General features: G+C 60.6%; 26 protein-coding genes. 14 read left to right on the forward strand and 12 right to left on the reverse strand.

Annotated features, from left to right (window positions below; all coding sequences use genetic code 11):
- Window positions 1–78: 78 nt before the first annotated feature.
- Entirely contained in the window at window positions 79–1,293 is a 1,215-nt protein-coding gene (locus tag HFP51_RS12385; RefSeq protein WP_176876034.1) for a serine hydrolase, read from the forward strand.
- Between the two features lie 23 nt (window positions 1,294–1,316).
- Window positions 1,317–1,901 carry a glutathione binding-like protein gene (locus HFP51_RS12390; RefSeq protein ID WP_176876035.1) on the forward strand — a complete coding sequence of 195 codons (585 nt, stop codon included), beginning with the start codon at window positions 1,317–1,319 and terminating at the stop codon, window positions 1,899–1,901.
- A gap of 9 nt (window positions 1,902–1,910) precedes the next feature.
- Here HFP51_RS12390 and HFP51_RS12395 read toward each other — a convergent pair whose 3' ends face one another.
- Both HFP51_RS12395 and HFP51_RS12400 read right to left on the reverse strand, forming a co-directional pair.
- Window positions 1,911–2,561 (reverse strand): hypothetical protein, encoded by a 651-nt coding sequence (locus tag HFP51_RS12395; RefSeq protein WP_176876036.1) that lies wholly within the window; start codon window positions 2,559–2,561, stop codon window positions 1,911–1,913.
- 68 nt (window positions 2,562–2,629) lie between these two features.
- Window positions 2,630–4,432: an ABC-F family ATP-binding cassette domain-containing protein gene (locus tag HFP51_RS12400; protein ID WP_176876037.1), complete on the reverse strand. Its 1,803-nt coding sequence runs from the start codon at window positions 4,430–4,432 to the stop codon at window positions 2,630–2,632.
- Window positions 4,433–4,772: 340 nt separating this feature from the next.
- On the opposite strand from HFP51_RS12400, the gene HFP51_RS14755 reads away from it, so the two are divergent.
- Both HFP51_RS14755 and HFP51_RS12410 read left to right on the forward strand, forming a co-directional pair.
- On the forward strand, window positions 4,773–5,186 hold the full coding sequence (locus tag HFP51_RS14755) for a response regulator transcription factor (RefSeq protein WP_176876038.1): 414 nt from the start codon (window positions 4,773–4,775) through the stop codon (window positions 5,184–5,186).
- Between the two features lie 127 nt (window positions 5,187–5,313).
- Window positions 5,314–5,844 carry a DUF4199 domain-containing protein gene (locus HFP51_RS12410; RefSeq protein WP_176876039.1) on the forward strand — a complete coding sequence of 177 codons (531 nt, stop codon included), beginning with the start codon at window positions 5,314–5,316 and terminating at the stop codon, window positions 5,842–5,844.
- A 3-nt stretch (window positions 5,845–5,847) separates the two neighbouring features.
- Here the strand turns inward: HFP51_RS12410 and HFP51_RS12415 are convergent, their stop codons facing one another.
- Window positions 5,848–7,452 carry an amidohydrolase family protein gene (locus HFP51_RS12415; RefSeq protein ID WP_176876040.1) on the reverse strand — a complete coding sequence of 535 codons (1,605 nt, stop codon included), beginning with the start codon at window positions 7,450–7,452 and terminating at the stop codon, window positions 5,848–5,850.
- A gap of 171 nt (window positions 7,453–7,623) precedes the next feature.
- On the opposite strand from HFP51_RS12415, the gene HFP51_RS12420 reads away from it, so the two are divergent.
- The 4 genes from HFP51_RS12420 (at window position 7,624) to HFP51_RS12435 (ending at window position 11,357) form a co-directional block, all read left to right on the forward strand.
- Window positions 7,624–7,929, forward strand: a complete 306-nt coding sequence (locus HFP51_RS12420) for a hypothetical protein (protein WP_255454662.1) — start codon at window positions 7,624–7,626, stop codon at window positions 7,927–7,929.
- A gap of 6 nt (window positions 7,930–7,935) precedes the next feature.
- The gene (locus HFP51_RS12425) at window positions 7,936–8,613 is read left to right on the forward strand and encodes a response regulator transcription factor (RefSeq protein ID WP_176876041.1); all 678 of its coding nucleotides are present in this window, start codon (window positions 7,936–7,938) and stop codon (window positions 8,611–8,613) included.
- A 156-nt stretch (window positions 8,614–8,769) separates the two neighbouring features.
- Window positions 8,770–10,119 (forward strand): HAMP domain-containing sensor histidine kinase, encoded by a 1,350-nt coding sequence (locus HFP51_RS12430; RefSeq protein ID WP_176876679.1) that lies wholly within the window; start codon window positions 8,770–8,772, stop codon window positions 10,117–10,119.
- Between the two features lie 35 nt (window positions 10,120–10,154).
- Window positions 10,155–11,357, forward strand: coding sequence for an NAD(P)/FAD-dependent oxidoreductase (locus HFP51_RS12435; protein WP_176876042.1), 1,203 nt, complete (start codon window positions 10,155–10,157; stop codon window positions 11,355–11,357).
- 13 nt (window positions 11,358–11,370) lie between these two features.
- On the opposite strand, the gene HFP51_RS12440 is transcribed toward HFP51_RS12435, so the two are convergent.
- The 3 genes from HFP51_RS12440 to HFP51_RS12450 are packed head-to-tail and all read right to left on the reverse strand — an operon-like array spanning window position 11,371 to window position 13,878.
- Window positions 11,371–11,817, reverse strand: coding sequence for a thiol-disulfide oxidoreductase DCC family protein (locus HFP51_RS12440; RefSeq protein WP_218135300.1), 447 nt, complete (start codon window positions 11,815–11,817; stop codon window positions 11,371–11,373).
- Between the two features lie 11 nt (window positions 11,818–11,828).
- Window positions 11,829–13,553, reverse strand: a complete 1,725-nt coding sequence (locus HFP51_RS12445) for an amidohydrolase (RefSeq protein ID WP_176876043.1) — start codon at window positions 13,551–13,553, stop codon at window positions 11,829–11,831.
- Window positions 13,554–13,572: 19 nt separating this feature from the next.
- On the reverse strand, window positions 13,573–13,878 hold the full coding sequence (locus tag HFP51_RS12450; RefSeq protein WP_176876044.1) for a chorismate mutase: 306 nt from the start codon (window positions 13,876–13,878) through the stop codon (window positions 13,573–13,575).
- A gap of 142 nt (window positions 13,879–14,020) precedes the next feature.
- Here HFP51_RS12450 and HFP51_RS12455 point away from each other — a divergent pair, with 142 nt between their 5' ends.
- From HFP51_RS12455 to HFP51_RS12465, 3 genes are all read left to right on the forward strand, one after another.
- On the forward strand, window positions 14,021–14,797 hold the full coding sequence (locus HFP51_RS12455; protein WP_218135301.1) for a M15 family metallopeptidase: 777 nt from the start codon (window positions 14,021–14,023) through the stop codon (window positions 14,795–14,797).
- A gap of 50 nt (window positions 14,798–14,847) precedes the next feature.
- Complete coding sequence (locus tag HFP51_RS12460; RefSeq protein ID WP_176876045.1) at window positions 14,848–15,636, forward strand: NUDIX domain-containing protein; 789 nt, start codon at window positions 14,848–14,850, stop codon at window positions 15,634–15,636.
- A 99-nt stretch (window positions 15,637–15,735) separates the two neighbouring features.
- Entirely contained in the window at window positions 15,736–16,350 is a 615-nt protein-coding gene (locus tag HFP51_RS12465) for a hypothetical protein (protein ID WP_176876046.1), read from the forward strand.
- Here the strand turns inward: HFP51_RS12465 and HFP51_RS12470 are convergent.
- The 4 genes from HFP51_RS12470 to HFP51_RS12485 form a co-directional block, all read right to left on the reverse strand.
- The gene (locus HFP51_RS12470) at window positions 16,347–17,216 is read right to left on the reverse strand and encodes a class I mannose-6-phosphate isomerase (protein ID WP_255454663.1); all 870 of its coding nucleotides are present in this window, start codon (window positions 17,214–17,216) and stop codon (window positions 16,347–16,349) included. The two genes, HFP51_RS12465 and HFP51_RS12470, sit on opposite strands and share 4 nt — an antisense overlap.
- Window positions 17,188–17,640: a hypothetical protein gene (locus HFP51_RS12475; RefSeq protein ID WP_176876047.1), complete on the reverse strand. Its 453-nt coding sequence runs from the start codon at window positions 17,638–17,640 to the stop codon at window positions 17,188–17,190. The genes HFP51_RS12470 and HFP51_RS12475 overlap by 29 nt, the downstream gene beginning before the upstream one ends.
- Window positions 17,641–17,746: 106 nt before the next feature.
- Window positions 17,747–18,298: a hypothetical protein gene (locus tag HFP51_RS12480; RefSeq protein ID WP_176876048.1), complete on the reverse strand. Its 552-nt coding sequence runs from the start codon at window positions 18,296–18,298 to the stop codon at window positions 17,747–17,749.
- A 186-nt stretch (window positions 18,299–18,484) separates the two neighbouring features.
- Window positions 18,485–18,832, reverse strand: a complete 348-nt coding sequence (locus HFP51_RS12485) for a hypothetical protein (RefSeq protein WP_176876049.1) — start codon at window positions 18,830–18,832, stop codon at window positions 18,485–18,487.
- 75 nt (window positions 18,833–18,907) lie between these two features.
- On the opposite strand from HFP51_RS12485, the gene HFP51_RS12490 reads away from it, so the two are divergent.
- Genes HFP51_RS12490 through HFP51_RS12500 form a run of 3 tightly spaced genes read left to right on the forward strand, consistent with a single transcriptional unit; the run spans window position 18,908 to window position 20,960 of the window.
- Window positions 18,908–19,072 (forward strand): hypothetical protein, encoded by a 165-nt coding sequence (locus tag HFP51_RS12490; RefSeq protein WP_176876050.1) that lies wholly within the window; start codon window positions 18,908–18,910, stop codon window positions 19,070–19,072.
- Window positions 19,053–20,195 (forward strand): sensor histidine kinase, encoded by a 1,143-nt coding sequence (locus HFP51_RS12495; protein WP_176876051.1) that lies wholly within the window; start codon window positions 19,053–19,055, stop codon window positions 20,193–20,195. The genes HFP51_RS12490 and HFP51_RS12495 overlap by 20 nt, the downstream gene beginning before the upstream one ends.
- Window positions 20,196–20,219: 24 nt before the next feature.
- Entirely contained in the window at window positions 20,220–20,960 is a 741-nt protein-coding gene (locus HFP51_RS12500) for a LytTR family DNA-binding domain-containing protein (protein ID WP_176876052.1), read from the forward strand.
- Window positions 20,961–21,212: 252 nt separating this feature from the next.
- Here HFP51_RS12500 and HFP51_RS12505 read toward each other — a convergent pair whose 3' ends face one another.
- Together HFP51_RS12505 and HFP51_RS12510 are read right to left on the reverse strand one after the other, a co-directional pair.
- The gene (locus HFP51_RS12505; RefSeq protein ID WP_176876053.1) at window positions 21,213–21,545 is read right to left on the reverse strand and encodes a UrcA family protein; all 333 of its coding nucleotides are present in this window, start codon (window positions 21,543–21,545) and stop codon (window positions 21,213–21,215) included.
- A gap of 372 nt (window positions 21,546–21,917) precedes the next feature.
- Window positions 21,918–22,784 (reverse strand): alpha/beta hydrolase, encoded by an 867-nt coding sequence (locus HFP51_RS12510; RefSeq protein ID WP_176876054.1) that lies wholly within the window; start codon window positions 22,782–22,784, stop codon window positions 21,918–21,920.
- Window positions 22,785–22,824 lie beyond the last annotated feature (40 nt).

The raw sequence follows: 22,824 nt of genomic DNA on the forward strand, positions 1-22,824 counted from the left end.
GTCCGTCGGCACTGTCGGTGCGAGATGATAAGTGGATGCTGAAGCAAGTTCAGCATGACGATCAAATAGGAGATGGCCATGTCTGGAACTGTTGCTGGATCGTGCGACCCAAAATTTGCCGCCTTGCGCGAGGAATTTGAGCGCAATTTTGCCGAGCGCGGTGAGGTGGGCGCGTCGGTCTGCCTCAGCGTCGATGGCGAGACATTGGTTGATCTGTGGGGCGGTGTTGCTGACCCGGAAACCGGCGAGGCCTGGGAAGAGAATACAACCTCGATCGTCTTTTCCTGCACCAAGGCAGCGGTGGCGCTCTGCGCGCATATCCTGATCGATCGTGGCGAATTGGAGCTCCATCGGCCGGTCGCCGATTACTGGCCCGGCTTTGCGCAAAAGGGCAAGGAAGCGACCACGGTCCAGATGATGCTCAATCATCAAAGCGCGGTCCCGGCGCTGCGCGAGCCGGTAAAGCCCGGCGGGTTCCTCGATTGGGATTATATGATCGAGCGGATGGAGCAAGAGGAAGCCTGGTTCGAACCGGGCGTGACCGCCGGCTATCATATGATCAATTTCGGCTGGACGGTGGGCGAGCTTGTCCATCGCGTGTCCGGTAAAAAGCTCGGCCAGTTTTTCTGCGACGAAGTGGCCGATCCATTGGGCGCCGACTTCTGGATCGGCATCCCCGAGGATTTCGATCACCCGATCGCACCCATCCAGATGTATCAGCCGACCGGCTCGGAAACGCCGATCCCGTTCACCATCAATCTGATGACCCAGCCGGATTCACTCCAGTCCCTGAGCTTTCTCAATACCGGTGGCTGGGGCCCCAATGATGCCGATGGCCATCGCGCGGAAATTGGCGGTGGCGGGGGCATCTCCAATGCCCGTGGCCAAGTCGCCATGTATACGCCGCTTGCCAATGGCGGTTCCCATAATGGCGTGACCTTGGTCGGGGCAGACCGGCTGGCGGCGATGGAGCGCTGCTCGGTTGCCACTGGTGTCGATGCGACCTTGCTCAGCCGTACCCGCTTTGCTTCGGGCTTTATGAAATCGATGGACAATCGCGCCTATCCGGGCGGCGATCAGACCAGCGCGATCATCGGCGATCGGGCATTCGGCCATGTCGGTGCGGGCGGATCGATCGGCTTTGCCGACCCTGAATGCAATCTCGCCTTCAGCTATACGATGAACCAGATGGGGCTTGGCATCATGCTCAACGAGCGCTGCCAGAGCCTGATCGATCGGGCCTATGAGATTTTGGGCTATCGCTCCAATGTGTCGGGCGCCTGGGTGCGCTGACTGCCAACAGAAAGAGACCCGCGATGAAACTCTACCTTTCCCCCGGGGCCTGTAGCCTGGCCGCTCATATCGCGCTTGCCGAAAGCGGCGCTGCGTACGAGACGGTGAAGGTTGATATTCGCAAGAAGCTGCTGCCCGACGGCAGCGATTTTCGCGCTGTGACGCCCAAGGCCTATGTGCCGGTTCTGGCGACCGATGATGCCGGCATGATCACGGAAGCACCGGCCGTGCTGTCCTATCTCGCGGACAAATTCGATGTCGGGCCGGGTGCCGGAGCGGACAAATATGCGATGATCGGCTGGCTCGGCTTTGTCGGCACGGAGATCCACAAACAATTCGTCCCGCTCTTCTGGAATGGCAGCGAGGAAAACCAGCAAGCCGCCCGCGAAAAACTGGCTGAACGCTTCGCGCTGACGGTTGAGCTGATGGATGGCGCAGACTGGCTGGTCGGCGGTAAGCCAAGCGTCGCCGACAATTATCTCTTCACCGTGCTGCGCTGGGCGCAGGCCGTGAAAATCCCGCTCCCCGCCGAGCTTGAAGCCTATCAGGCGCGCAACCTGGAGCGCACCAGCGTGCAAAAGGCGCTGGCCGATGAGGGGCTCGCCTAGCGCGACCCATCACCCACGATCGAGGATGATCGTCCAGCGGTAAATATCGGGTGAGGCACTGTCGGCTTCGGCGATCGCGGTAGGCGCCAACGCACCCAGATCGCGGAACAGCTCGTCTTCGGCATTGAGTTCGGCCTCGTCCGAAAAATACATCTGCGTGGTCAGCTCGCGGGCCTCATCCGCGATCCGGCCATGAATATGCGGAGTCCGATGGCCAATCGGCGAGTCATAGCCGCCGGGCTTCACAGTTGTGATACGCCATGCCCCGTCGGCACCCGTGCGCAGGTCGGCATAGCTTTGGAAATTCGGGTCGAGCGGCGCGGTGCTGATATCGCCGGGATGATGATAGCGACCGGCCGCATTGGCCTGCCACAAGCGCAGCCGCGCTCCTTCAATCGGATTGCCCAGCCGGTCGAGCACCCGGCCATGAACTTGGATCACCTGACCGGCAGCGCGTTCGCTTCGATCTCCGAATTGCGTGAGGTCGGCATCGCTATCGGTTGGAAAATCGACTGGGAAGAAGGGCCCTTCCGGCCCGCCTGCAGTGGCTGTCCGCATGTCCTGCGCCATGCCGCGACTGCAACCCGCCAATGTGGCGACCGACCCCAGTGCGGCCCCGGTAAAAATCCGGCGCGAAATGAGCGTGTGACGATCAGCCATGGCATATCTCCCAGGGGACAGAATCTACAGCAATCCGGGAGCGAAACAATGAAGCCGCGTGTGCAACTTTATCCGGCGTCCAGCTTTTCCGCCATTTCTGCGACTTCGAGCCAGCGTTCTTCATGCGCAGCGCGGGTGGCGCGTGCCTGTTCGATCTGCTCGGTAAGCGCATGAAAACGTTCGGTATCGCGCTGGTAAAGATCAGGATCGGCGAGCTCGGTTTCGGCCTTGGCGATGGCCGCTTCAATCGCGTCAATCTCTCCGGGTAATCGGTCGAGATCACGCTGATCTTTATAGCTGAGTTTTTTCTGCGGGGACGGCGATGATTGCGAGCGGGCCGGCTTCGCCTTGGCTTTTGGCTTTGGGGTCTGGCTGCGCGGCGTGCGCTTCTTTTCCCAATCCTCATAGCCACCGGCGACAATATCGACCGTACCTGAGCCATCGAGGCCAAGCGTGATCGTGACGGTGCGATCGAGAAAATCGCGATCATGGCTGACGATCAGGACGGTGCCTTCATAATCGGCGATCACTTCCTGCAACAGGTCGAGCGTTTCCATGTCGAGATCGTTGGTCGGTTCGTCGAGCACGAGCAGGTTGGAGGTCTTGGCAAATTCGCGCGCCAGCAACAGCCGCGATCGTTCGCCGCCCGAAAAGGTGCCGATCCGTGCATCGGTCAGTTTTGGGTCGAAGAGGAAATCCTTCAGATAGGCTTCGATCCGCTTGGGCGTGCCGTTCACATCGATCCAGTCGCTGCCCTCGCTCAACACGTCGCGGACGCGTTTTTCCGGCTCGAGTAGCGCGCGATGCTGGTCGATGATGACGGCCTCCAGCGTCTTGGCCCGTTTGATCCGGCCGCTATCGGGCTCGATCTCCCCGGTCAGCAGCTTGAGCAGCGTCGTCTTGCCCGCGCCATTTGCGCCGACAATGCCGATCCGATCGCCGCGTTGAATTTTGAGCGTGAAATCATCGATGATCGTACGTTGATCTTTGCCCTCGCCATAGCTTTTCGACACGCGACGCGCATCGATCACGCTTTTCGTCTTCACCTCGTCGCTCTCGACATTGAGCTTCGCGACCCCGGTCGGCCCGAGCATCTTTTCGCGCTGGGCGCGCAATTCGTAGAGCTTGGTCAGCCGACCCTGGTTGCGTTTGCGCCGCGCGGTAACCCCACGATGCAGCCAATGGGTTTCGATCTTGAGCTTCGCATCCATGCGCTCGGCGGCCTTGGCCTCTTCGGCGTAGATTTTCTCGACCCAGGCATCATAGCCGCCAAAGCCGATCTCCGCGCGCCGCAGATTGCCGCGATCGAGCCAGAGCGTGGCGTTGGTCAATCGCTTGAGGAAGGTGCGGTCATGGCTGATCGCGATGAACGCGCCTTTGAAACGGCCGAGCCAGTCCTCGAGCCAATCGATCGCCGTCAGGTCGAGATGGTTGGTCGGCTCATCAAGCAGCAACAGGTCAGGGTTCTGCGCGAGGGCACGGGAGATCGCCGCGCGACGCTGTTCGCCCCCGGATGCGGTTGCGATCGGTGTGTCGAGATCGACACCCAGCTGGCCGGCGATGGAATCCAGCTCATGCGGCGCTGGAGCATCGTTGCCAGCAAGCGCCCAATCGCGCAGGCTTTCATGGCCCTCCATATTGGGTTCCTGCTCCAGCAACACGATCTGGGTGCCCGGCTGGATGGTGCGGCGGCCTTCATCGGCCTCGATCTGGTCGGCGAGCAGGCGGAACAGGGTCGTTTTCCCGGTGCCATTGCGGCCGATCAGCGCCAGCCTGTCGCGCGCACCGATATGCACATCGAGCCCGCGAAACAGCCAACCGGTACCCTGGTTCAGGCCCAGATTTTCATAGGAGAGAATGGGCGCAGCCATGCGCGTCCTGTAAGCGCCGCGCGCCGGGATCGCCAGCCCTGTCTGTGCCGAGCATCCAAAGCACCGCAATTGGCTGTTGACGCTATCCCTCGGGCCTATTATTTATATTGAGAAGCACTTGCAATAACACTGTCCTTGCAACCGGCAGTGTGTGGATGACCGCCGCTTCCCAGCTCTTCCCCTCAGAGCGCGCTCCGGGAACAGTGTCAGCTCAAAAGGGCGCTTCGCAGGCCATTGTGCTGCGAAGCGCCTTTTTTGTTGGGGCCGTCCCGTCTCGTCCGGGGCCTGACTGGGGAGCCGATCTGGCCAAATCGCGCAAACTCTGCCAGCTTCCCGCGCCATGTGGCGGACGATCCTGCTTTATGCATTGGTGCTTGCTGGGGCGGCGGCCCTGCTCGAATGGATCGAATATCAATATCTGGTGCGCACCATCTCGCGCGATGCGACGATTATTGTCATCGCCATCGGCTTTGCCGCGCTCGGGCTATGGGTTGGGCATCGGCTGACCGCGCGGACCCTGCCCGATGATGACAGTATCAATGATGCAGGAATCGCCTCGCTCGGACTGACCGAGCGTGAATATGAAGTGTTGGAACAGCTCGCTGCTGGTCAATCCAACAAGGAAATCGCCCGTGCGCTCGGAATTTCTCCCAACACGGTGAAGACGCATGTCGCCCGGCTTTTCGAAAAACTGGAAGTGCAGCGCCGCACCCAGGCGATCGACAAGGCGCGGCGCCTCGCGCTGATTCGCTAGAAGCCGCGTCATCCAAATGGGCCATTTCACGCAAATCACCCTTTTGGGCGATAGGATCGCGCCCCGAATCTGCCTAGCCAATGCCCAGTACCGAAAAGGGCCTATCACCCAATAGGAAGGGGACATCATGACCAGAATCGCACTCATCTATGGCAGCCTGTCAGGGCTCGTTGTTATCACCGCCATGATCGCCGGGCTTACTTATGGAGACACGGTCGGCTTCCTGGCCTCTGAATGGGTTGGCTATCTCATCATGCTGATCGCCTTTTCGATGGTCTTCATGGGCATCAAACGCTATCGTGATGGTGAGAAGGGCGGGGTGATCGGTTTTGGCAGAGCCTTCCTGGTCGGGCTGGCAATCGCGCTTGTTGCGGGGATCGCCTATGTGATCACCTGGGAAATCTACCTTGCCTTTAGCGGCAATCAGTTCATCGATGGCTATATTGCCGGGCTAATCGAGGCTGAGCGGGCCGCAGGCGTCACCGGCGCAGCGCTTGACGCAAAAATTGCCGAATTCAACGCCCTGGCGGAAGGCTATGCCAATCCGCTGTTCCGCGTGCCGATGACCTTCCTGGAAATCTTCCCGGTCGGGCTGGTCGTATCGCTGGTGTCGGCAGCGATCCTGCGCAAGTCGGACGTGTTGCCGGCGCGCGGCTAAACGCTAGGGCGCGGTGGGCTGCGACGCCCGCTGCGCCTCGACCATTGCGGCCACGCTTTCGAGCAGGGCCGGGGCGTCATAGACAATCCCGTCCTTGATCGTCCAACGCACCCCGCCAACCCGTTCACGCTGGTTGGTTTCGCGGTTCAGTCGCAAATGGCCCGTGCCGTAGAGCACTTTCAGATTATCGAGCGGGTTTTCTGGTACGATTACCAGATCGGCGAGCATGCCGGGCCGGACGATCCCGAAGGGCGGTTCTTCGCCGCGCGGAGCGTAAATCTCCCGCGCGCCATTGATGGTTGCGGCCTGGATCACTTCGAGCGGCGTGAAGCCGGCTTCCTGCAGCATCTCGAGTTCACCCACATAGGAAAAACCCCAAGTCTGGTAGATATAGCCGGGATCCGACCCCACGGTCACGCGCCCGCCGCGATCCTTGTACGCATTGGTGAGCGCCATCCAGGGCCGGTAGAAATTCCGCCAGGCGACTTCGTCTTCGGTTGTCCAGTCATGATAATAGGAACCATGATTGGTGAGGCTCGGCTGGAAGAAATCCCAGAGCGAAGGCAGCGTATAGCGCTCATGCCATTCAAAGGTCCGCGCCCGGGCGACATCGCGGGACGCGACATAGATGTTGAAGGTCGGGCTCAGCGTGACGTCATTTTCGAGCAGCAGATCGAGATAGGCATTCCATTCGTCACTGCCCGGTTCGACAATCTGTTCGGCCAGCCGCGCGACTTCTGAAAAGCGGGATTGCTCGTCGAGATAATTATAGTCGTTCGGATAGCGGACGACCGGTCCATCGGCGAGCAGCGATTCAAAATGGCCGTAGAAGTGGGTAATTCCCGCCAGGCCGAATTCCACGGCCCGGGCCGCATTCACTTCGGCCACTCCGCGCTGGCCAAGATGCGCAACTGTGCCAAGATTATGCGCTTCGGCTTCGTCGAGCGCAGCGGCGAGCACCGCCGGGGGAACCTGGTTGAAGAATTTGACGCCGTCATAACCGCGACCAGCGGCCCATCTGACCCAGGCGCGCGCCTGGCCGGGACTATCGACAGCGCCGCCGCTCCATTCGTCGCCGAACACGGCATAGGCATAGATGCGCGGGGCGACGATGCTGTTTGCCCGGCTGCGCGCACGATCGCTGATCGCCATATTATTGGGGCCGCTATAAATGGGCACGCCGCGAACCGTCGTCACGCCATGGGCGAGCCACAGCCGGTAGCCATAGCTCGCATTGGGAGCCTTGGACGGGTCCCCATTATGGCCGTGCACATCGACAAAGCCGGGCATCACATACATGCCTTCTGCCTCAATCACATGATCGACCGACTGGGGTGAGCGAGACCGAGCGCCGCCGCGATAAATTGCTTCGATCCGATTCCCGGCGATGACTATATCGACCGGGCCTTCGGGCGGTGCACCGCTGCCATCGATCAGCGTCGCGCCGCGGATCAGCATGCGACCGAATGGGCCAACGCCTTCGCCCGCCATCCGATCGGGGACACGTTCCATGGCCACCGGGTTCTGCGCCTGGCTACCCGTGGGTAGTGCGATGATGATCGCGAGCAGCGCCACAACAGCCGCAAGCGAAGAAACGAGCCGGATCATAGACACCCCCTGTTAACCATTACTGCGGCCATAGCCCGCACACGGGCGGCTTTCAAAGCATTGCGCACCAAGGGGAAAGCCTTTGCGACATAGATGCAACACTTTTTCCTGAACCGCGACCGGCAGCCATATTCACCAGTTGTTCAATGCCCCTCATCTATGCCAGCGAGCATGGCAATGGGAATCCGTCTTGCATTCGCGCTTGGAGTCGCGGCGATGATCGCTGCGCCCGTGCACGCGCAACAGCGTAGCGAGCAGGATATGGTGTTTGAAAACCGCCAACAGGGCCGCGCCATGCCGCTCAGGGTCATCGAACAGCGCGTCGTCACGCAGATGCGTGGCTATGACTATCTGGGCAACCCTATTTATTTTGAGCGCAGTAACACCTATCGCATGACGTTCATGCGGGACGGTCAGGTCATTCGCGTAGAAGTGGATGCCCGATCGGGCCGGATACGGAACCGAAGCGACAGGTAAAAAACCATGCGTGTACTCATTGTCGAAGACGAACCGACGCTCGGGCGGCAACTCCGCGCGACGCTCGAAGGCGCCGGATATGCGGTCGATCTCGCCACCGATGGCGAAGATGGACATTTTCTTGGCAGCACCGAAAGCTATGATGTGATCGTGCTCGATCTCGGCCTGCCCGAGATTGACGGGCTGACCGTGCTCGATCGCTGGCGCAAGGAAGAGATTACGATCCCCGTGCTGGTGCTCACCGCGCGGGACAGCTGGTCGGACAAGGTCGCCGGGCTCGATGCTGGCGCCGATGATTATCTCGCAAAGCCGTTCCAGACCGAAGAGCTGATCGCGCGCCTTAGGGCGCTCATCCGCCGTGCCTCGGGCAATGCATCAAGCGAACTGGTTGCTGGCGATGTCCGGCTCGACACGCGCTCGGGCAAGGTCACCTTGGACGGTGAACCGGTCAAGCTGACAGCGCAGGAATACAAGCTGCTCTCCTATCTCATGCATCACAAAGGCAAGGTAGTGAGCCGCACGGAGTTGATCGAGCATATCTATGACCAGGATTTCGATCGGGATTCGAACACAATCGAAGTGTTCGTGACCCGGATCCGCAAAAAGCTGGGTGCCGAAGTGATCACGACGATCCGCGGGCTCGGTTATAGCCTCGAAGATCCGAGCGAACGGCGCACGGAATAGGCGAGATCGCCGATCTGTTGCCTATGGCTGGGTCGTCCGTCACTTTCGCCGACACAACGGAGGACTGACACGGTTTTGGATCAGCCGACGGCCCCTTTGACGAACGCCCAGGCAAAGCTGGATGCGGCCCGCAAGGGCGGGTCGCTGACCCGGCGTATGATCGGCATTGCCTCGCTCTGGATCGTAATCCTGTTGGCGATTGGCGGCTTTGCGCTGGATCGGGTGCTGAGCCAGGCCTTTACGCGCAACTTTGACGCGCGGCTCGAATATGTCCTGTCGGCGATGATTGTCTCGGCCGAGCTCGATCAGGATGGCGAGATACGCTTCATCCGCCAGCCGGCCGATCAGCGTTTCCTCGAGCCTTATTCGGGTTTCTATTGGCAGGTTTCGGGTGGCGGCCGCGAACCGTTTCGCTCTCGTTCCCTCTGGGATCGCGCGCTGCCGGTCGGCGATCCGCATGAAGATTCCGAGATCCACAGCTATAATGAGGAAGACTGGGCCGAAGGGCCGCTGCGCATATTGGAGCGTGACGCGACGCTACCGGAGTCGGATGCGCCGTTTCGCTTCCAGGTGGCCTCGTCTCGCGCGGTTCTCGACGAACAAATTGCCGAGCTGCGGCGGACGCTGGTCCGGTCATTCGCGTTGCTCGGGCTTGGCCTGATTGCGCTCGCCGCGCTGCAGGCCACCTACGGATTGTGGCCATTGCGGCGCGTGCGCGAAGCGATCACCGATATCCGGACGGGGCGCCATGCAAGGGTGGACGAGACACTGCCGCGCGAGATCGAACCCCTGGTGGCCGAGCTCAATAACCTGCTCGATCATAACGAACGCCAGGCCGAAGAAGCGCGCCGCCATGCTGGCAACCTCGCCCATGCGCTCAAAACGCCAATGACAGTGATCCAGAACGAGGCCGAGGCGAACAGCGCTGACCTCCCGGAAACCGTGCTGCGCGAATCCCGCGTGATGCGGCGCCAGGTCGATCACCACCTCGCCAGGGCCAGAGCCGTCGGACGGCGCGGCGCCGGCCAGTCGCGCACATTGGTTTGGCAGGCGTTGCAATCGGTCGAGCGCGCGGTCCGACATCTGCATGATAATGTGACGATCGATATTGCCGGAACAAAGGATGCGATGGTCGCCGTCGAGCGCCAGGATCTCGATGAACTGCTTGGCAATCTCATCGAAAATGCTGCCAAATATGGTGGTGGCCGGGTCTTTGTGACGGTTGAAAAACGCGAACGGCAGGCCGAGTCAGTGCCGGACTTTGTCGATATTCTGATCGAGGACGATGGCCCGGGCATTCCCGAAGCCGAGCGCGCTGCAATCTTCGGGCGCGGTGCGCGGCTCGACACAAACAAGCCGGGGACCGGACTTGGCCTCGCGATCGTGCGCGATGTTTCAGAGATTTATGGCGGTTCGGCTTCGCTTGAGGAGAGCGAAGATCTGGGCGGCTTGCTGGTTCGGCTGAGCCTGCCGGCGGCCGAGAGCGCAGCGCCGGAACCAGTTTGATCCGGCAGCGCGGCGAATAGGGGGCGACGGGGCAGATGCACGATATTGCGATCGCCGGTTGCGGCCCTGGCGGGCTGGCGTCCGCGCTCTTCCTCCATCGCCTTGGCCACCGGGTTGTCCTTTTTGAACGATTTGACGATCCGCAACCCGTCGGTTCCGGCCTGCTCGTCCAACCCAGTGGTCTCGCGGTCCTCCAAACTTTGGGCCTTGCCGATGCAATCCGCAGCAAGGGCGCCCGGGTCAATTTCCTGAAAGGGACCTCGGCACCGTCGGGCAAGCGCGCACTCGATGTTCGCTATGGTGCGCTGGGTGGCGATGGCTGTGCCTATGGCGTTCATCGGGGATTGCTCTTCGATACCCTGTTTGATGCGGTCCGCGCGGAAGGGATTGCGATTGAAACCGGTCGAACGGTGGCCAGTGCAGAAAGTGACGCCGCTGGCGGATGCTTCCATTTTGCCGATGGCAGCAAATCTGCGGGCTTTGATTGCCTGATCGATGCGCTGGGTGCGCGGACTCCGCTCGCCCCGCCATCGGGGCGCGATCTCGCCTATGGCGCATTATGGGCAACGCTTAACTGGCCGGAGGGCGCCGGTTTCCTCGAAGATGCGCTCGATCAGCGCTACCGGCGCGCCCATGAGATGATCGGGGTGATGCCAATTGGTGTGAATCCGGCGACAGAGCGCAAGGGCGCGGCCTTTTTCTGGAGCGTGCGCGCCGATCAATGTGAAGCCTTACATGCGGCAGGAACCGAGGCGTGGCGGCAGCAGGTCTTGGCGCTCTGGCCGGAAACAGCGCCGCTGATCGATCAGATCGCCGATACGCGGGATATGGTTTTCGCCCAATATGCCCATCGCACGGTGCGCAAGCCGGTGGCGCCGGGTTTCGCGCATCTCGGCGATGCCTGGCACTCAACCAGTCCGCAGCTTGGTCAGGGGGCAAATATGGCACTGCTCGATGCGGCGGGCCTCGCGGCAGGCTTCCATCGCTACCCTGATATTGCCGACGCGCTGGCCCATTATGCCTGGCTGCGCACCAGCCATATCAAACTTTACCAGGCGATGAGCATGGTCTTCACCCCGCTCTATCAGGCCGGTGATCGGCTGCGGCCCTTTGTCCGTGACCAGCTCGTCCATTGGTTTGCCGGCATCTGGCCAGCGCGCAACCTGGTCGCGGCGATCGTCTCGGGCGGCGTCGGCTGGCCACTCCGGCCGATGGGGCTGGATACGCTGGAGCTGTGACCGCATTGCGCAGTTACAGCATCCGTTGCTTCAACCTTTCATCGGCGATGCCGCAGGATTCCACGCGCCCGAATATCCGGTACCGATGCCGCGCGATCAGATTGTAGAGTCCGTCGCGGATCGGGCGCGGAATGATCCAGAGCGCCGCCGCGATACGCCATGGCCAGGGCAGGCGCTTGGCGATGTGTACGACGGCAGTTGAGCGCTGGAAGATCTGGCCATCGGCGACCAACAAATATGTTTCGAAGCGGTCGGCTGGCAGGCCAAGATGACGATACAGGCCCTGCCCGATCGGACCCTGGGCCGGGGCAAGGCGGAAGCGTTCGCTGCGATCGAACAGCAGGATCAGCCGCATGGTCCGCGAGCACAGCACGCAATCGCCATCGAAAACGATCAGTGGCTGGCTGTCATCGAAATCGGGAACGATTGGGTCTGCGCGATAAGGGGAGAGATCGGTCACCGGCGATGCGCTTAGGGGAGCGGCCGGGGGTCGCCATCCAGAACAACACCCCAGATGCCAATATCAGGCCAGGCTTCGCCCGGTGTCTCGAGCGGATTGGCATTGAGGATTGTAAAGTCGGCGCGCTTGCCGACGGCAATCGATCCGATCTCGGCTTCGAGGCCGAGCGCATAGGCCGCATCGATTGTAATCGATTCCAGCGCCTCGGATGCGGAGAGTTGCTCATCCGCGGTCAGCGTTCCGCCTTCGCGTGTGGCGCGCGTCATATGGATGCCGGCCGCGCGCAGCGGCAGGGGTGGCGCAAGGGGCGCATCGGAGTGCAGCGTTACCGGAACTCCAGCCTGAGATAACGAGCCGAGTGGCAGGATCCATGCGCCACGCTCTGCGCCAAGCGGCGCCTGATAGGCTTCCCCCAGATAGAAGACATAATGGCTGGCCGCTGAGATCACGGCGTTAAGGCTGCCGGCTTGTGCGACCTGCTCCGGCGAAAAGAGCCCGGCATGCTCGAACACGAAGCGCTGGTCGGCGCTGGTCTGACGTAGTTCGGCCAGGGCGGACAGTGTCGCAGACTGCGCCGCATCGCCATTGGAATGGATACGCACGCCAAAGCCTGCCTCCCAATAGGGACGGATTGTATCAGCAAGATCATCCGGCTGGATCACCCAAAGGCCCTGGCTCCCTTGCGATTGGCCAGCGAGATAGCCGGGTTCCGATATCCGCATGGTTTGCGAATAAAAGGCCGCATCGGTGAAGAATTTGACCTGGGGCAGCACCGGTGCAGGCGCGGCAAGCTCGCCGGAAACGAAGTCCGCGACGCCTTGCACCCGATCGTCGCCAAAGCGTTGCTGGAGCGCGCGATATTCGGGCACGAGATAGACGCGATAGCCGGAATGATCCGGCGACACCCAATTGCGCGCAATGTTCGCATCTTCGAGCGGAAAGCCGAAAATCCCATAGCCAAGATCGGCGACCGTCGTGACGCCGCCCTGGCGGAGCAGCGAAGAGAAATTGTCGAGGCCGCGCTCGAGAATATCCGGTGCCATGATTAACGGGCCGACGCTCTGAAGCAGCACGCCGAGTGCATCTTCGAACACGCGGCCGGTTGGCTGGCCGTCATCACCCAGCGGCACGCCTTCGAATTGGTCATGCAGTGACGCATCAATATTCGCCCAGTCGAGCGCGGCCGAGTTCAGGTAGAAATCATGGCTCGAATAATGCCAGATGATCAGCGGGCGATCGGTGGTCACTGCATCAAGATCGTGCCGGTCGAGATCGCCATGGACGAGATCGTGAAAACCATAGATCACCAGCGGTTCACCCGCCGGAGCCGAGGCTTCAAGCGCGCGCACGTGATCGAAAAACGCCTCGCGTGTCGGCAGTCCATCAATCATCCCCTCGGGTCCGGCCATCGCCCAGGGCGGAGCGAGCGGCAGGGCGTACTGGATCGACGAGAGCACCATATGGATATGGGGATCGATGAAACCCGGGACGATGACATGCGCAGCGAAGCGGCTGTCGATCCGCGCGGCGGGGAGTTCGATGGCGAGTTCGTCCGGATCGCCGAGCGCCACAATCATGCCATCGCGCACCGCAACAGCGCCTGCTGTCGGCATGGCCTCATCCATTGTAACGACGCTAGCCGGGTAGATGGTGGTGGCCGTATCCTGCGCGGTTGCAAGCGATGATCCGCTCGCCACGGTGCAGGCTAGCAACAGGGTGAGCAAACGCCGGATCATGATCGTCTCCACATTTGACCTATAGCGGCGAGGGGGCCTCAAAATCTTCATCGCGGATCGCGCGGTGATGCGACACCACTTCGTCGATGATGATCCGCAGGAAGCGTTCGAGGAAATCCGGGCTGAGGCCGGTGTCCGATGCCAATTGCTGCAATCGTTCGACCTGGCGCCGTTCGCGATCGGTATCGACTGGCGTCACCTTATTTTCGGCCTTCCAATGGCCGACCTGGGTGGTGATTTCGAACCGCTTGGCCAACAAGGCGACCATCTGGCCGTCAATATCGTCAATCTGGTCTCGCCAATGCGAAAGGGGGTCGTCGGTCATGGCTCGCTCCTGCTCCTCCCACCTTGTCGCGGTATGTGCGCCGCGATGCAAGGCGCGAAAAAGATGTTATTTTTGAACCTCTTGCAATGTTGGAGAAAAAGGGAAACCCATATGTACCAATCTGGTTCACATGGAGAGTGAGATGATCGACGATCGGACGGCGCAGCGGGTGTTGCAGAACTCAGGTAGCTATGCGGGTGCAATAGACGGTGTATTTGGCGATGCCTCGCACCGCGCAATGCGGGCGTTACTGGCCGATATAGGCCATGAGATTGAGCGCTGGATCGATCCGCGCTGCCGCATCGCACTGGATCAGCACATCATGGCGGAAGCGGGCATCGCGGTTGGCGCAATCGACGGACAGGTCGGGCCGCAGACCCAGATGGCGCTCGAACGGTGGCAGGATCGCCTGCGTGGCAAATCGCCCCCATCAGCCGAGATCGCCCATCAGCCCGCTCGCTTTCCTCGCCAGCGCGCCGTGCGTCGGTTTTACGGCGAGCCGGGAGCGCATCAGGTGTCGCTCGACCTGCCATTTCCGATGCGCCTCGCCTGGGACACGGACACGATCATCCGCCGGTTTTCGATCCACGAGAAAGCGCATGACAGCGCGGCGCGTGCGCTTGCCCGTATCCGCGATCATTATGGCGATACGCAATTGCGCGCGCTTGGCCTCGATCTGTTCGGTGGGTGCCTCAACATCCGAAAAATGCGCGGTGGCCGATCCTTGTCGATGCACAGCTGGGGTATCGCGATCGATTTCGATCCGGCCCATAATGCCCTGCGTTGGGGCCGCGATCGGGCGCGCATGGCTGGGCCTGACCATGCGGTATTCCTCGATATCTGGGAGAGCGAAGGCTGGATCAGCCTGGGTCGCGAACGCAATTATGATTGGATGCATATCCAGGCAGCGCGGCTATGAGTGAGCGGCTGCCCTCTTGCCCCATTCGTCCAGCCGTGTAGCAAGACCATATGAAGTTAGAAGAAAATAGCGAAGACATTCCTGGTATCCCCGCCGCAACGCTGGTCCTGCTGCGCGACCGGCCTGAAACAACGCCCGAAGTGCTGATGGTTGAACGCGCTGCGAAGATGCGCTTTGCGGGCGGTGCGATGGTTTTCCCGGGGGGCCGCATTGATCCTGGCGACCATGCGATTGCCGAAAATGATTCCATCATCCGCGGCGCGGTCGGCGATGCGATGGAGACGGCCGCGCGGATCGCCTCGATTCGCGAAACGCTGGAAGAAACGGGCATTGCCGTCGCCTTCGACCCGCTACCCGATCATGGCGCGACGATGCAGCTGCGCGAAGCGCTGCATGAGGAAGCCGATTTCGGTGCCATGCTCGCCAGCGGAGGTTGGCAACTCGATCTCAGCTTGCTGACACCATGGGCGCGCTGGAAGCCGAATTTCAAGCAGGAGCGCACCTTCGATACCTGGTTCTTTGTCGCCCGTGCGCCTGACCTTGCGGTCGATGAAGCCGATGGCGGCGAAAGCGTATCGAGCCGCTGGGCCAGCGCCCAGCGCGTTATCGACGATGCGGAGGCCGGGAAATGCTCGATCATCTTCCCCACGCATCGCAATCTGGAACGCTTGGCGTTGCATCAAAGCTATGAAGAAACCCGGATCCACGCCGAATCCCATGAGGTGAAACTCATCACGCCATGGGTGGAAGAGTTTGAGGGCGAACCCTGGCTGCGGATCCCGGACGATGCCGGCTATCCGGTGACCGGCGAAAAGCTGACCAAGATGATCCGCGGCTGAGCGGCTAAGCTGCTTTCGGCTCTTCAGCCGCCATTCAGCCCCATCCATCGACAAGCGCCCCCGGCTCCTGTTCAAGCCCGAATTTCGCGGAGAATTTACATGGTCCTGAAGCTTCCAACCTGCCTTGTTGGCCTGGCCCTGATCGCGGTGCCGGCGATCGCGCAGGACATTCCGGAACGCGAAACGCCGCGCGGTACCTATCTTGTCTTTGCGGATCTCGAGGGCAGCGCCTTTGTGTCGTACGAACCGTCTCTTGCTGAAACAGGGGTTTGGCCGCTCAGCTTTTTCTATTACCAGAACGGCGTGATGGCGGGCCAAGCGCGGATCGCGGCCAATGCAGAATGTGCACAGGGTATTGTGCGTGGTCAGCTCACCCATGCAATGGACCAAACTGGTCAGGTGATGGAGATTCCGCAAAGTGGCGATGTACCGCTCTTTGCCTTTGACCGCGCTGGTGGCGGTGGCGATCAGGCGATCGTCGATTTTGTCTGCGGGAGCGGCCAGGAACGCCTCGTCCAGGCTGAAACACCAATCTACAACAGCCTTGAAGCAACCGCCCACAGCTATGCGCAACTGCGCGCACTCGGCCTGGACCATCGCATATCGCGCAGCCTGGCGATCCGCGACAGGGAGACAGCCGATCCTTTGATCGAAACCGCGGTTCCCGAGGAACTGCGCGAAGCAGCGCGGGCCGCGCTCGATCCGCGTCACTAGCGGCTGGCGAAAAGGCCCTCCACCACGCTGCTGCGGGCATAGGCCGCCAATAGCGTTCCGGAATAGTCGAGCTGTGCCGTACCGTCGGCCATCCACACCTCGCCTGGTGCGATAGCCTGTGCATCCACTGACCCGGCTCCATCGAGCGGGATCAGCCAGACCGGACCGGAGTCTTCCATCGCCAGCTTGCTGGCATGTGCGCCCGTCCAGCGTTCCAGCGTAAAGGCGCGGCCGGATGCCAATATCTCACGACCCGTGCCAACCTCACCGGGTGCCGACGGCGCGAACCAGGGACCGCGATGCGCAACCGCAACCGCATCGTCGACGTGCAGCTCGCGCGGGCGGCCATAATCATAGAGCCGATAGGTGAGATCGATATTCTGCTGAACCTCGAGCAGTGTCACACCGGCGCCGATCGCGTGGATTGTCCCGGCTGGGAGATAGAATATGTCACCCGGCGAAACCGGCTTCCAATCGAGCTTTTCTTCAATCGATCCATCGAGCGCCGCCCCGCGCAGATCGTGCTCGCTCATTGTATCGCGCAAGCCGATGCCGATGGCCGCATCGGGCTCGGTATCCAGGATCAGCCAGCATTCTTCCTTGCCGCGGGCATGGCCACGGGCTTGCGCATCATCATCGGATGGATGGACCTGAACCGACAGCTTGGCGCTGGTGAACAGATATTTGACGAGGAGCTCGGGCGCAGCGCCAGCTTCGAACCAGATCTCGCCAACCGGATCGTCCGTTTCAGCAATGGCCGGGAAGCCGAGCCCCAGTTCTCGCCGGCCCCAAATCTTCTTAATTTGCCGTGTGGTCAGCCTGACCGATGTCACCCGATCAGCTACCGATCGTGCCTTCTTCGACAACTGTCATCTGGCCGCCGCTGCGGACAAATGCGTTATATTCGATAACATCGTTCAGTCGATCATCGCTACGGGCCAGCGCTTCTTCGCGGGTGCTTCCGAAACCAAAGCCAATCAGGCGGCGCACGGCGCCATTATACTCAACGCCGCCAGCAACCACGACATAATGGCCGGTGCCATCATGGGTCTGACAGACAATCCGGCCCGGCTCGGCGTTGCGTTCGCGCAGTTCGGCTTCAGCTGCATCGCGCAGTGCCGAGCCTGCGACATTGGCGGCATTGGCATGGGCGACGGCATAATCGTCAAAACTGATGATTCCGTCGCGATCTTCATTGGCGGCGATGCAGCCGGTAATCGTACCGGCAGTGGCAGGAGATGCGGCGAACAAGATAAGGGCCGGAAGCCCCATTTTGACGATGGAATTCATGGCAATCGCTCCAAATAACGCATTTAGGTCGAGGCAAAACATAGCCTAGAATTAGCGGCGGCGGAAGTATCAGATGCTAAATGATGCTGGCGATTGCCGACCGCTATCAATGCGGAAGCGCACTTTCAGGGACTTTCTCGACCCAGTCCGGATAGAAAGCGGGTTCGCGGTTCGACCAGCCCGGCGCGGTGGCCGCAGCTTCGCTGATTGACTGCAAAAGGACCCGGCGCCGTTCCGGATGGATATGCGGCAGTGCGGCAGCGGCGCAGAAGGACCCCGGTAGCCAAGGCCGCACATAAGGCCCGAGCAGGCGCTCGTAGAGGAATCGATAGGCGGCGAAGCAGGGCAGGCGATCCTGGCCAAGGTCAAAGGCCGACACTGTGACCAATGGCCCCATAAAGGGTTCCACCGCTTCCAACCCGCTATCGTCAGGGATGGTATCGCGAATATCGTCGAGCCGCTCATAGACGGCGCTTTGTGCCTTGATTGCAGCCGCTTCAACCATGTCGCGAGACCATTTGCGGATCGCATCTCGGCGATCCAGGCCAACATCGAGGGAGCGGCGAACATAGCGTTGGGTTCCGGCTTCGAAAGACGCAAACTCCTTCATCTCGGCAAGCGAGCGAGCGCCTGGCTGGGGAGTATTTGTCTTTGTCATCGAACCCTCCGGTTCGCTGTTGATCGGTCTGGCGATTATGCCACGCAACATGTTGACGAAGCGTTAACCATGAACCGCCAATGGAGGGATTGAATCAGTTATGTTGCGCTGCATCAACCAATTTTTGAAATTTTATGTGGATTGAAGAAAGAATGTTGCAGGAAAACACTCATTCTAAAAGCGCGTCTAACTGGCCTGTGCGCGGGCTGATCCCAGCAGCAGGACGCGCATATCGCCCTTTGCCGCATAGCTGGCGATCAATAGATAGGGTGCCAGAAACAACATGCCGCCAAACAGGGCCGGCACCGCAAGCGCAAGTCCGGCAGGGCTGAAATTATGCCGCCAGGCCACCCAGAGCGCCGAAAGTATCAGAAAGCTCGTAAAATCGACATTGAACTGGCCGGGCCAGGCTAAGGCCACGATATCGCCGAGAAAGTCCGGCGCCAGATTGGCACCATGGTTGCCGATGACGATCGCTGTATAGACAAGGATATTGAGAAACAGGGCGACTAGCAGGATACGAAATGCGCTCATGACTGGCTCCGTCTGTTTGAGATTTCACGGCCTTTTTGCGCCACTCCGGTAGCGCATTCAATTACCCGCCAGGTAATGATGGCGCGCGGATTCGGTCGCGTGGGGGCTGAAATCGAGAGAATATCGGCTTTCGACGAACGGATCGACCAAGTGCAATGGCTGTTCGACTGGGAGCCGCATGTGACGAGACGGATTGAAATCGACGCGCTACAAGGCCCGCATGAACGGCAAATTGATTGAATCGCCCCACAGCACGTTGATCGGACACAGGCTCGGCCTGGTGTCCGTCGTCGGGCTATGGGGATTCTATTTTGCCGTTGTCACCTTGCGGGCGGCCGTGATGGCCTATCCGGGCCAGTCCGAAATGCTGGTCTATCGCGTGGTGGTTACGGCCGCAGCAATCGGCCTCACCTTCCTGCTCTATCTCTTCCTCGAACGCTTTGCCGATCGGCCACTGCGCTGGCGCATCCCAATTGCATTTGCCGCCGCGCTACCGATTGCCGCACTTATCGCGGGTATCAATCTCTATATCTTTGAGATTTCCGATCCGCTGGGTCTGTTCAAGGGCGATGAATGGTCCGAACAGCGTGAGCTGATCGAGGAGTTCCGTGCGCTTGATCCGCTCGCCCTGTGGCGCGGTTTCGCTGAATCCGTGATGGGCCGCTATTTTGTCGTGATTGCATGGGCGCTCTTATATATGGCACTGGGCTACGCGCAGATCGTCCGCCGTGCCGAGCGCCGTGCCGCGATTTTCGCCCAGGAAGCGCAGACCGCGCAACTGCGGGCCTTGCGCTACCAGGTTAATCCGCATTTTCTCTTCAATACGCTCAATGTTCTGTCTTCGCTGGTGATGCGCGATCGGCAGGATGAAGCCGAGAAGATGATCCTCAACCTTTCGACATTCTACCGCACCAGCCTGACCGCAGAGCCGGCCGATGATGTGTCGCTCGAAGAGGAAATCCGCTTGCAGCGGCTCTATCTCGATATTGAAGCGGTGCGCTTCCCCGAACGCCTGCTCGTCGATATCTCGATCCCCAAATCATTGAACAGCTGCTGCGTCCCGGCGCTGATCCTGCAGCCGGTTGTCGAGAATGCCATCAAATATGGCGTGTCGCGTGTGCGCCGTCCAGTCAAAGTGTCGATCCAGGCGCGCGAGGAAAATGGCAAGCTGATCATAACCGTCACCGATGATGGCGATCCGCTTCCCGCCGATGCGCCACATGGAACCGGCGTTGGCCTCAACAATGTGTATGAGCGGCTTGATGCGCGTTATGGCGAAGAGAGTAATGTCAGCTGGGGGCCGCGCCCCGAAGGCGGATTTGGTGTAACGATTGAAATGCCGATAAACCGCGAAAGCTGCTAATACCAACGTCAGGACTTCCAGATCATGACCGACCAGAAACCTCTCCGTACCCTGCTCGTAGACGATGAGCCGCTGGCCATTGAGCGGATGCAGATCCTGTGTGCGCGAACCGACGGGATCGACCTGATCGGTACCGCCCAGGATGGCGAAGCGGCGCTCCGCATGGTCGAAGCCTTGCAGCCGGAACTGCTGCTGCTTGATATTGCGATGCCCGGCATGGACGGGATGGAGGTTGCGCGCGCTCTTGACGGTGTCGATCTTGCGCCGGCGATAATCTTTGTCACCGCGTTCGATAAATTTGCGGTCGAGGCGTTTGACGTGGCGGCCGTCGATTATCTGTTGAAACCGGTTGCACCAGAGCGGCTCGAAAAAGCGCTCGCCCGGGTGGCTGAGCAGCTGCGCGAAACGCAGGATGACGACAGCGAACCTTCACCCTGGACCGAAGAATTCTGGGTGCCGCATCGCTCTGAAGTGATCCGCCTTGCGGCCGACGATATCGACCGGATCGAGGCCGAGCGCGATTATATGCGCCTTCATATCGGGGAACGCAGCTATTTGCTGCACCAGACGATCACTAATCTTGAGGAACGTCTGGATCCCGAACGCTTCATGCGGGTCCACCGCTCCTCGATCCTCAATCGCGATCGCATTGCCAAGCTCCGCCATGACGGTTCAGGCGGCTGGTATGCCGAGATGCAGGACGGCGCCGAAGTCCGGATCGGCCGCACATATCTCAAAAAAGTCAAGCAGATCGCCGGTAAATAGGCGGTACTGCTTGGCAGAGCGCAGCTCGATCCTATTCTTCCGTCATGCTGAACTCGTTTCAGCATCCACCCATCATTTCGCATCGACCGGGCGCCTGTGGAGCGGTGGACCCTGAAACGAGTTCAGGGTGACGAACAGAATTGCGTGAGTGCTCTATGGGCTCCGGACTAGTACAGACAAAAAACACCCCCCGGGCAGAGGGTCCCGGGGGGTGCTTCGGTGTGGCCCTGACGGGGCGTGTCAGGGGCTTGCTTAGCGCGAGGCGCCGACCGTGACTGTCGGCGAGCGCGCAATGTCGATCAGCTGTGCCATGGCATCCGAAACGGCTGCATCCTGGCAGGCGCGGACTTCGTAGGAACCCGAAAGATCCCGTACATCAACGGCGCCGCATACCTGTTTCGACGCGCGGTCGATCCGGTCAGTGAGCAGCGAATAGCCCTGCTCGGTGTTGAGGTCATAGGTACGCGTGTCGATCGCGACGCTATGGGCCGTCGGACCAACTCCGGCGAGCGCCGGCGAGGTGGTGAAAGTGGTTGCGGCGCCAGCCATGGCGACCGCGGCAACTGCGAAAACAAACTTCTGCATGGTCATTACTCCTGAACCTTGGCCCGTCGGGACTATTCCCACCGGATCCGGGTTGACGGTCGCCTGTCGGGTGGTCCCGATCTCGCCGTCGATCATTGGTATAGGGGGTCTCGCTGATGTCGTCGCGCCAGGATCGACGATGCGCTGGAGCTTTGCGTCAAATCGACAAACGTCGAAATTCTGTCGATCAAGGATTCACTTCATCGCGGTTCGCGCTCAACTGACGGCACGGCCTTGGTCGTTGGTCGGTTGCCGTAGGATGTTGGTTGATTGGGGTTTTTGTGCGGTCTTTCTGTCAGACCTTCGGCTTCGCCTCAGGAGCGGGCCGGCGCCGCGAACTTCCGTCAGGAAGTTTCTGACAAACAGCTCCGCTCAGCGCACTTCGCGTGCAAATGCCTCGATATCCGCAAGCGACGGCACGGAACTGCGCGTCCAGCGCGACAGGGCCGTCATGATCTTGATATGGCCGATGCCATCATATTCGATATGGCGGACCGGCACGCCTGCAGCTTCTAGCCGCGCAGCCAGCCCACTGCTGTGGCGCGGCGCGACCGTATCGTCGATGCTGCCATGAAGCAGGAGCGCGGGCGGATCGCCTTCCCCAGCAAAGTTGATCGGTTGCGTTGCGGCCAGATCGGGCGCGCGGCTGAATGCGCCGCGGGTGCTGGCACTATCGAGCGGGAGGAAATCATAAGGCCCGGCCATGCCGACCCATCCGGCGATGGCGGCGCGATGCTCGCCCAGCCAGCTTTCATCCATCGCCAATAGACCGGCAATATGGGCGCCGGCGCTATGGCCGACCATGATGATGCGATCGGGATCGCCGCCGCGCTCTGCAATATTCTCGCGCACCCAGCGGATTGCCGCCGCGCCGTCCTCGACAAAATCGGGGAAATGGCCGTCGGGCGAGAGGCGATAATTGGGAATGACGGTTACAAAGCCGCGCGATGAAAAGGCATGACCGGCAAATTCATATCCGGCCTTGTCGCCCGCCCGCCAACCACCGCCATGGATGAAGACGATCACCGGCAGCGCGTCGTCTGGCTCGCGATCGCTCGGCGCATAGACATCAAGCTGCTGGCGCGGCCCGTCGCCAAAGGCGATATTCGTATCGACCCGTTCGGCGCCGGCGTCTTTGGGCACCAGCCGGTTGAACAGGATCAACCGGTCTGCGGTGTAGGCATATACGCCTGCGGCAATGACGAGCAGGACGATGGCGATGAGTATAGTGCGTAGCATGAAACGCGCGGTACCGAGCCGCGCGCCCAATGTCGATATG

The organism is Parasphingopyxis sp. CP4 (assembly GCF_013378055.1).
Classification (GTDB): Bacteria; Pseudomonadota; Alphaproteobacteria; order Sphingomonadales; family Sphingomonadaceae; genus Parasphingopyxis.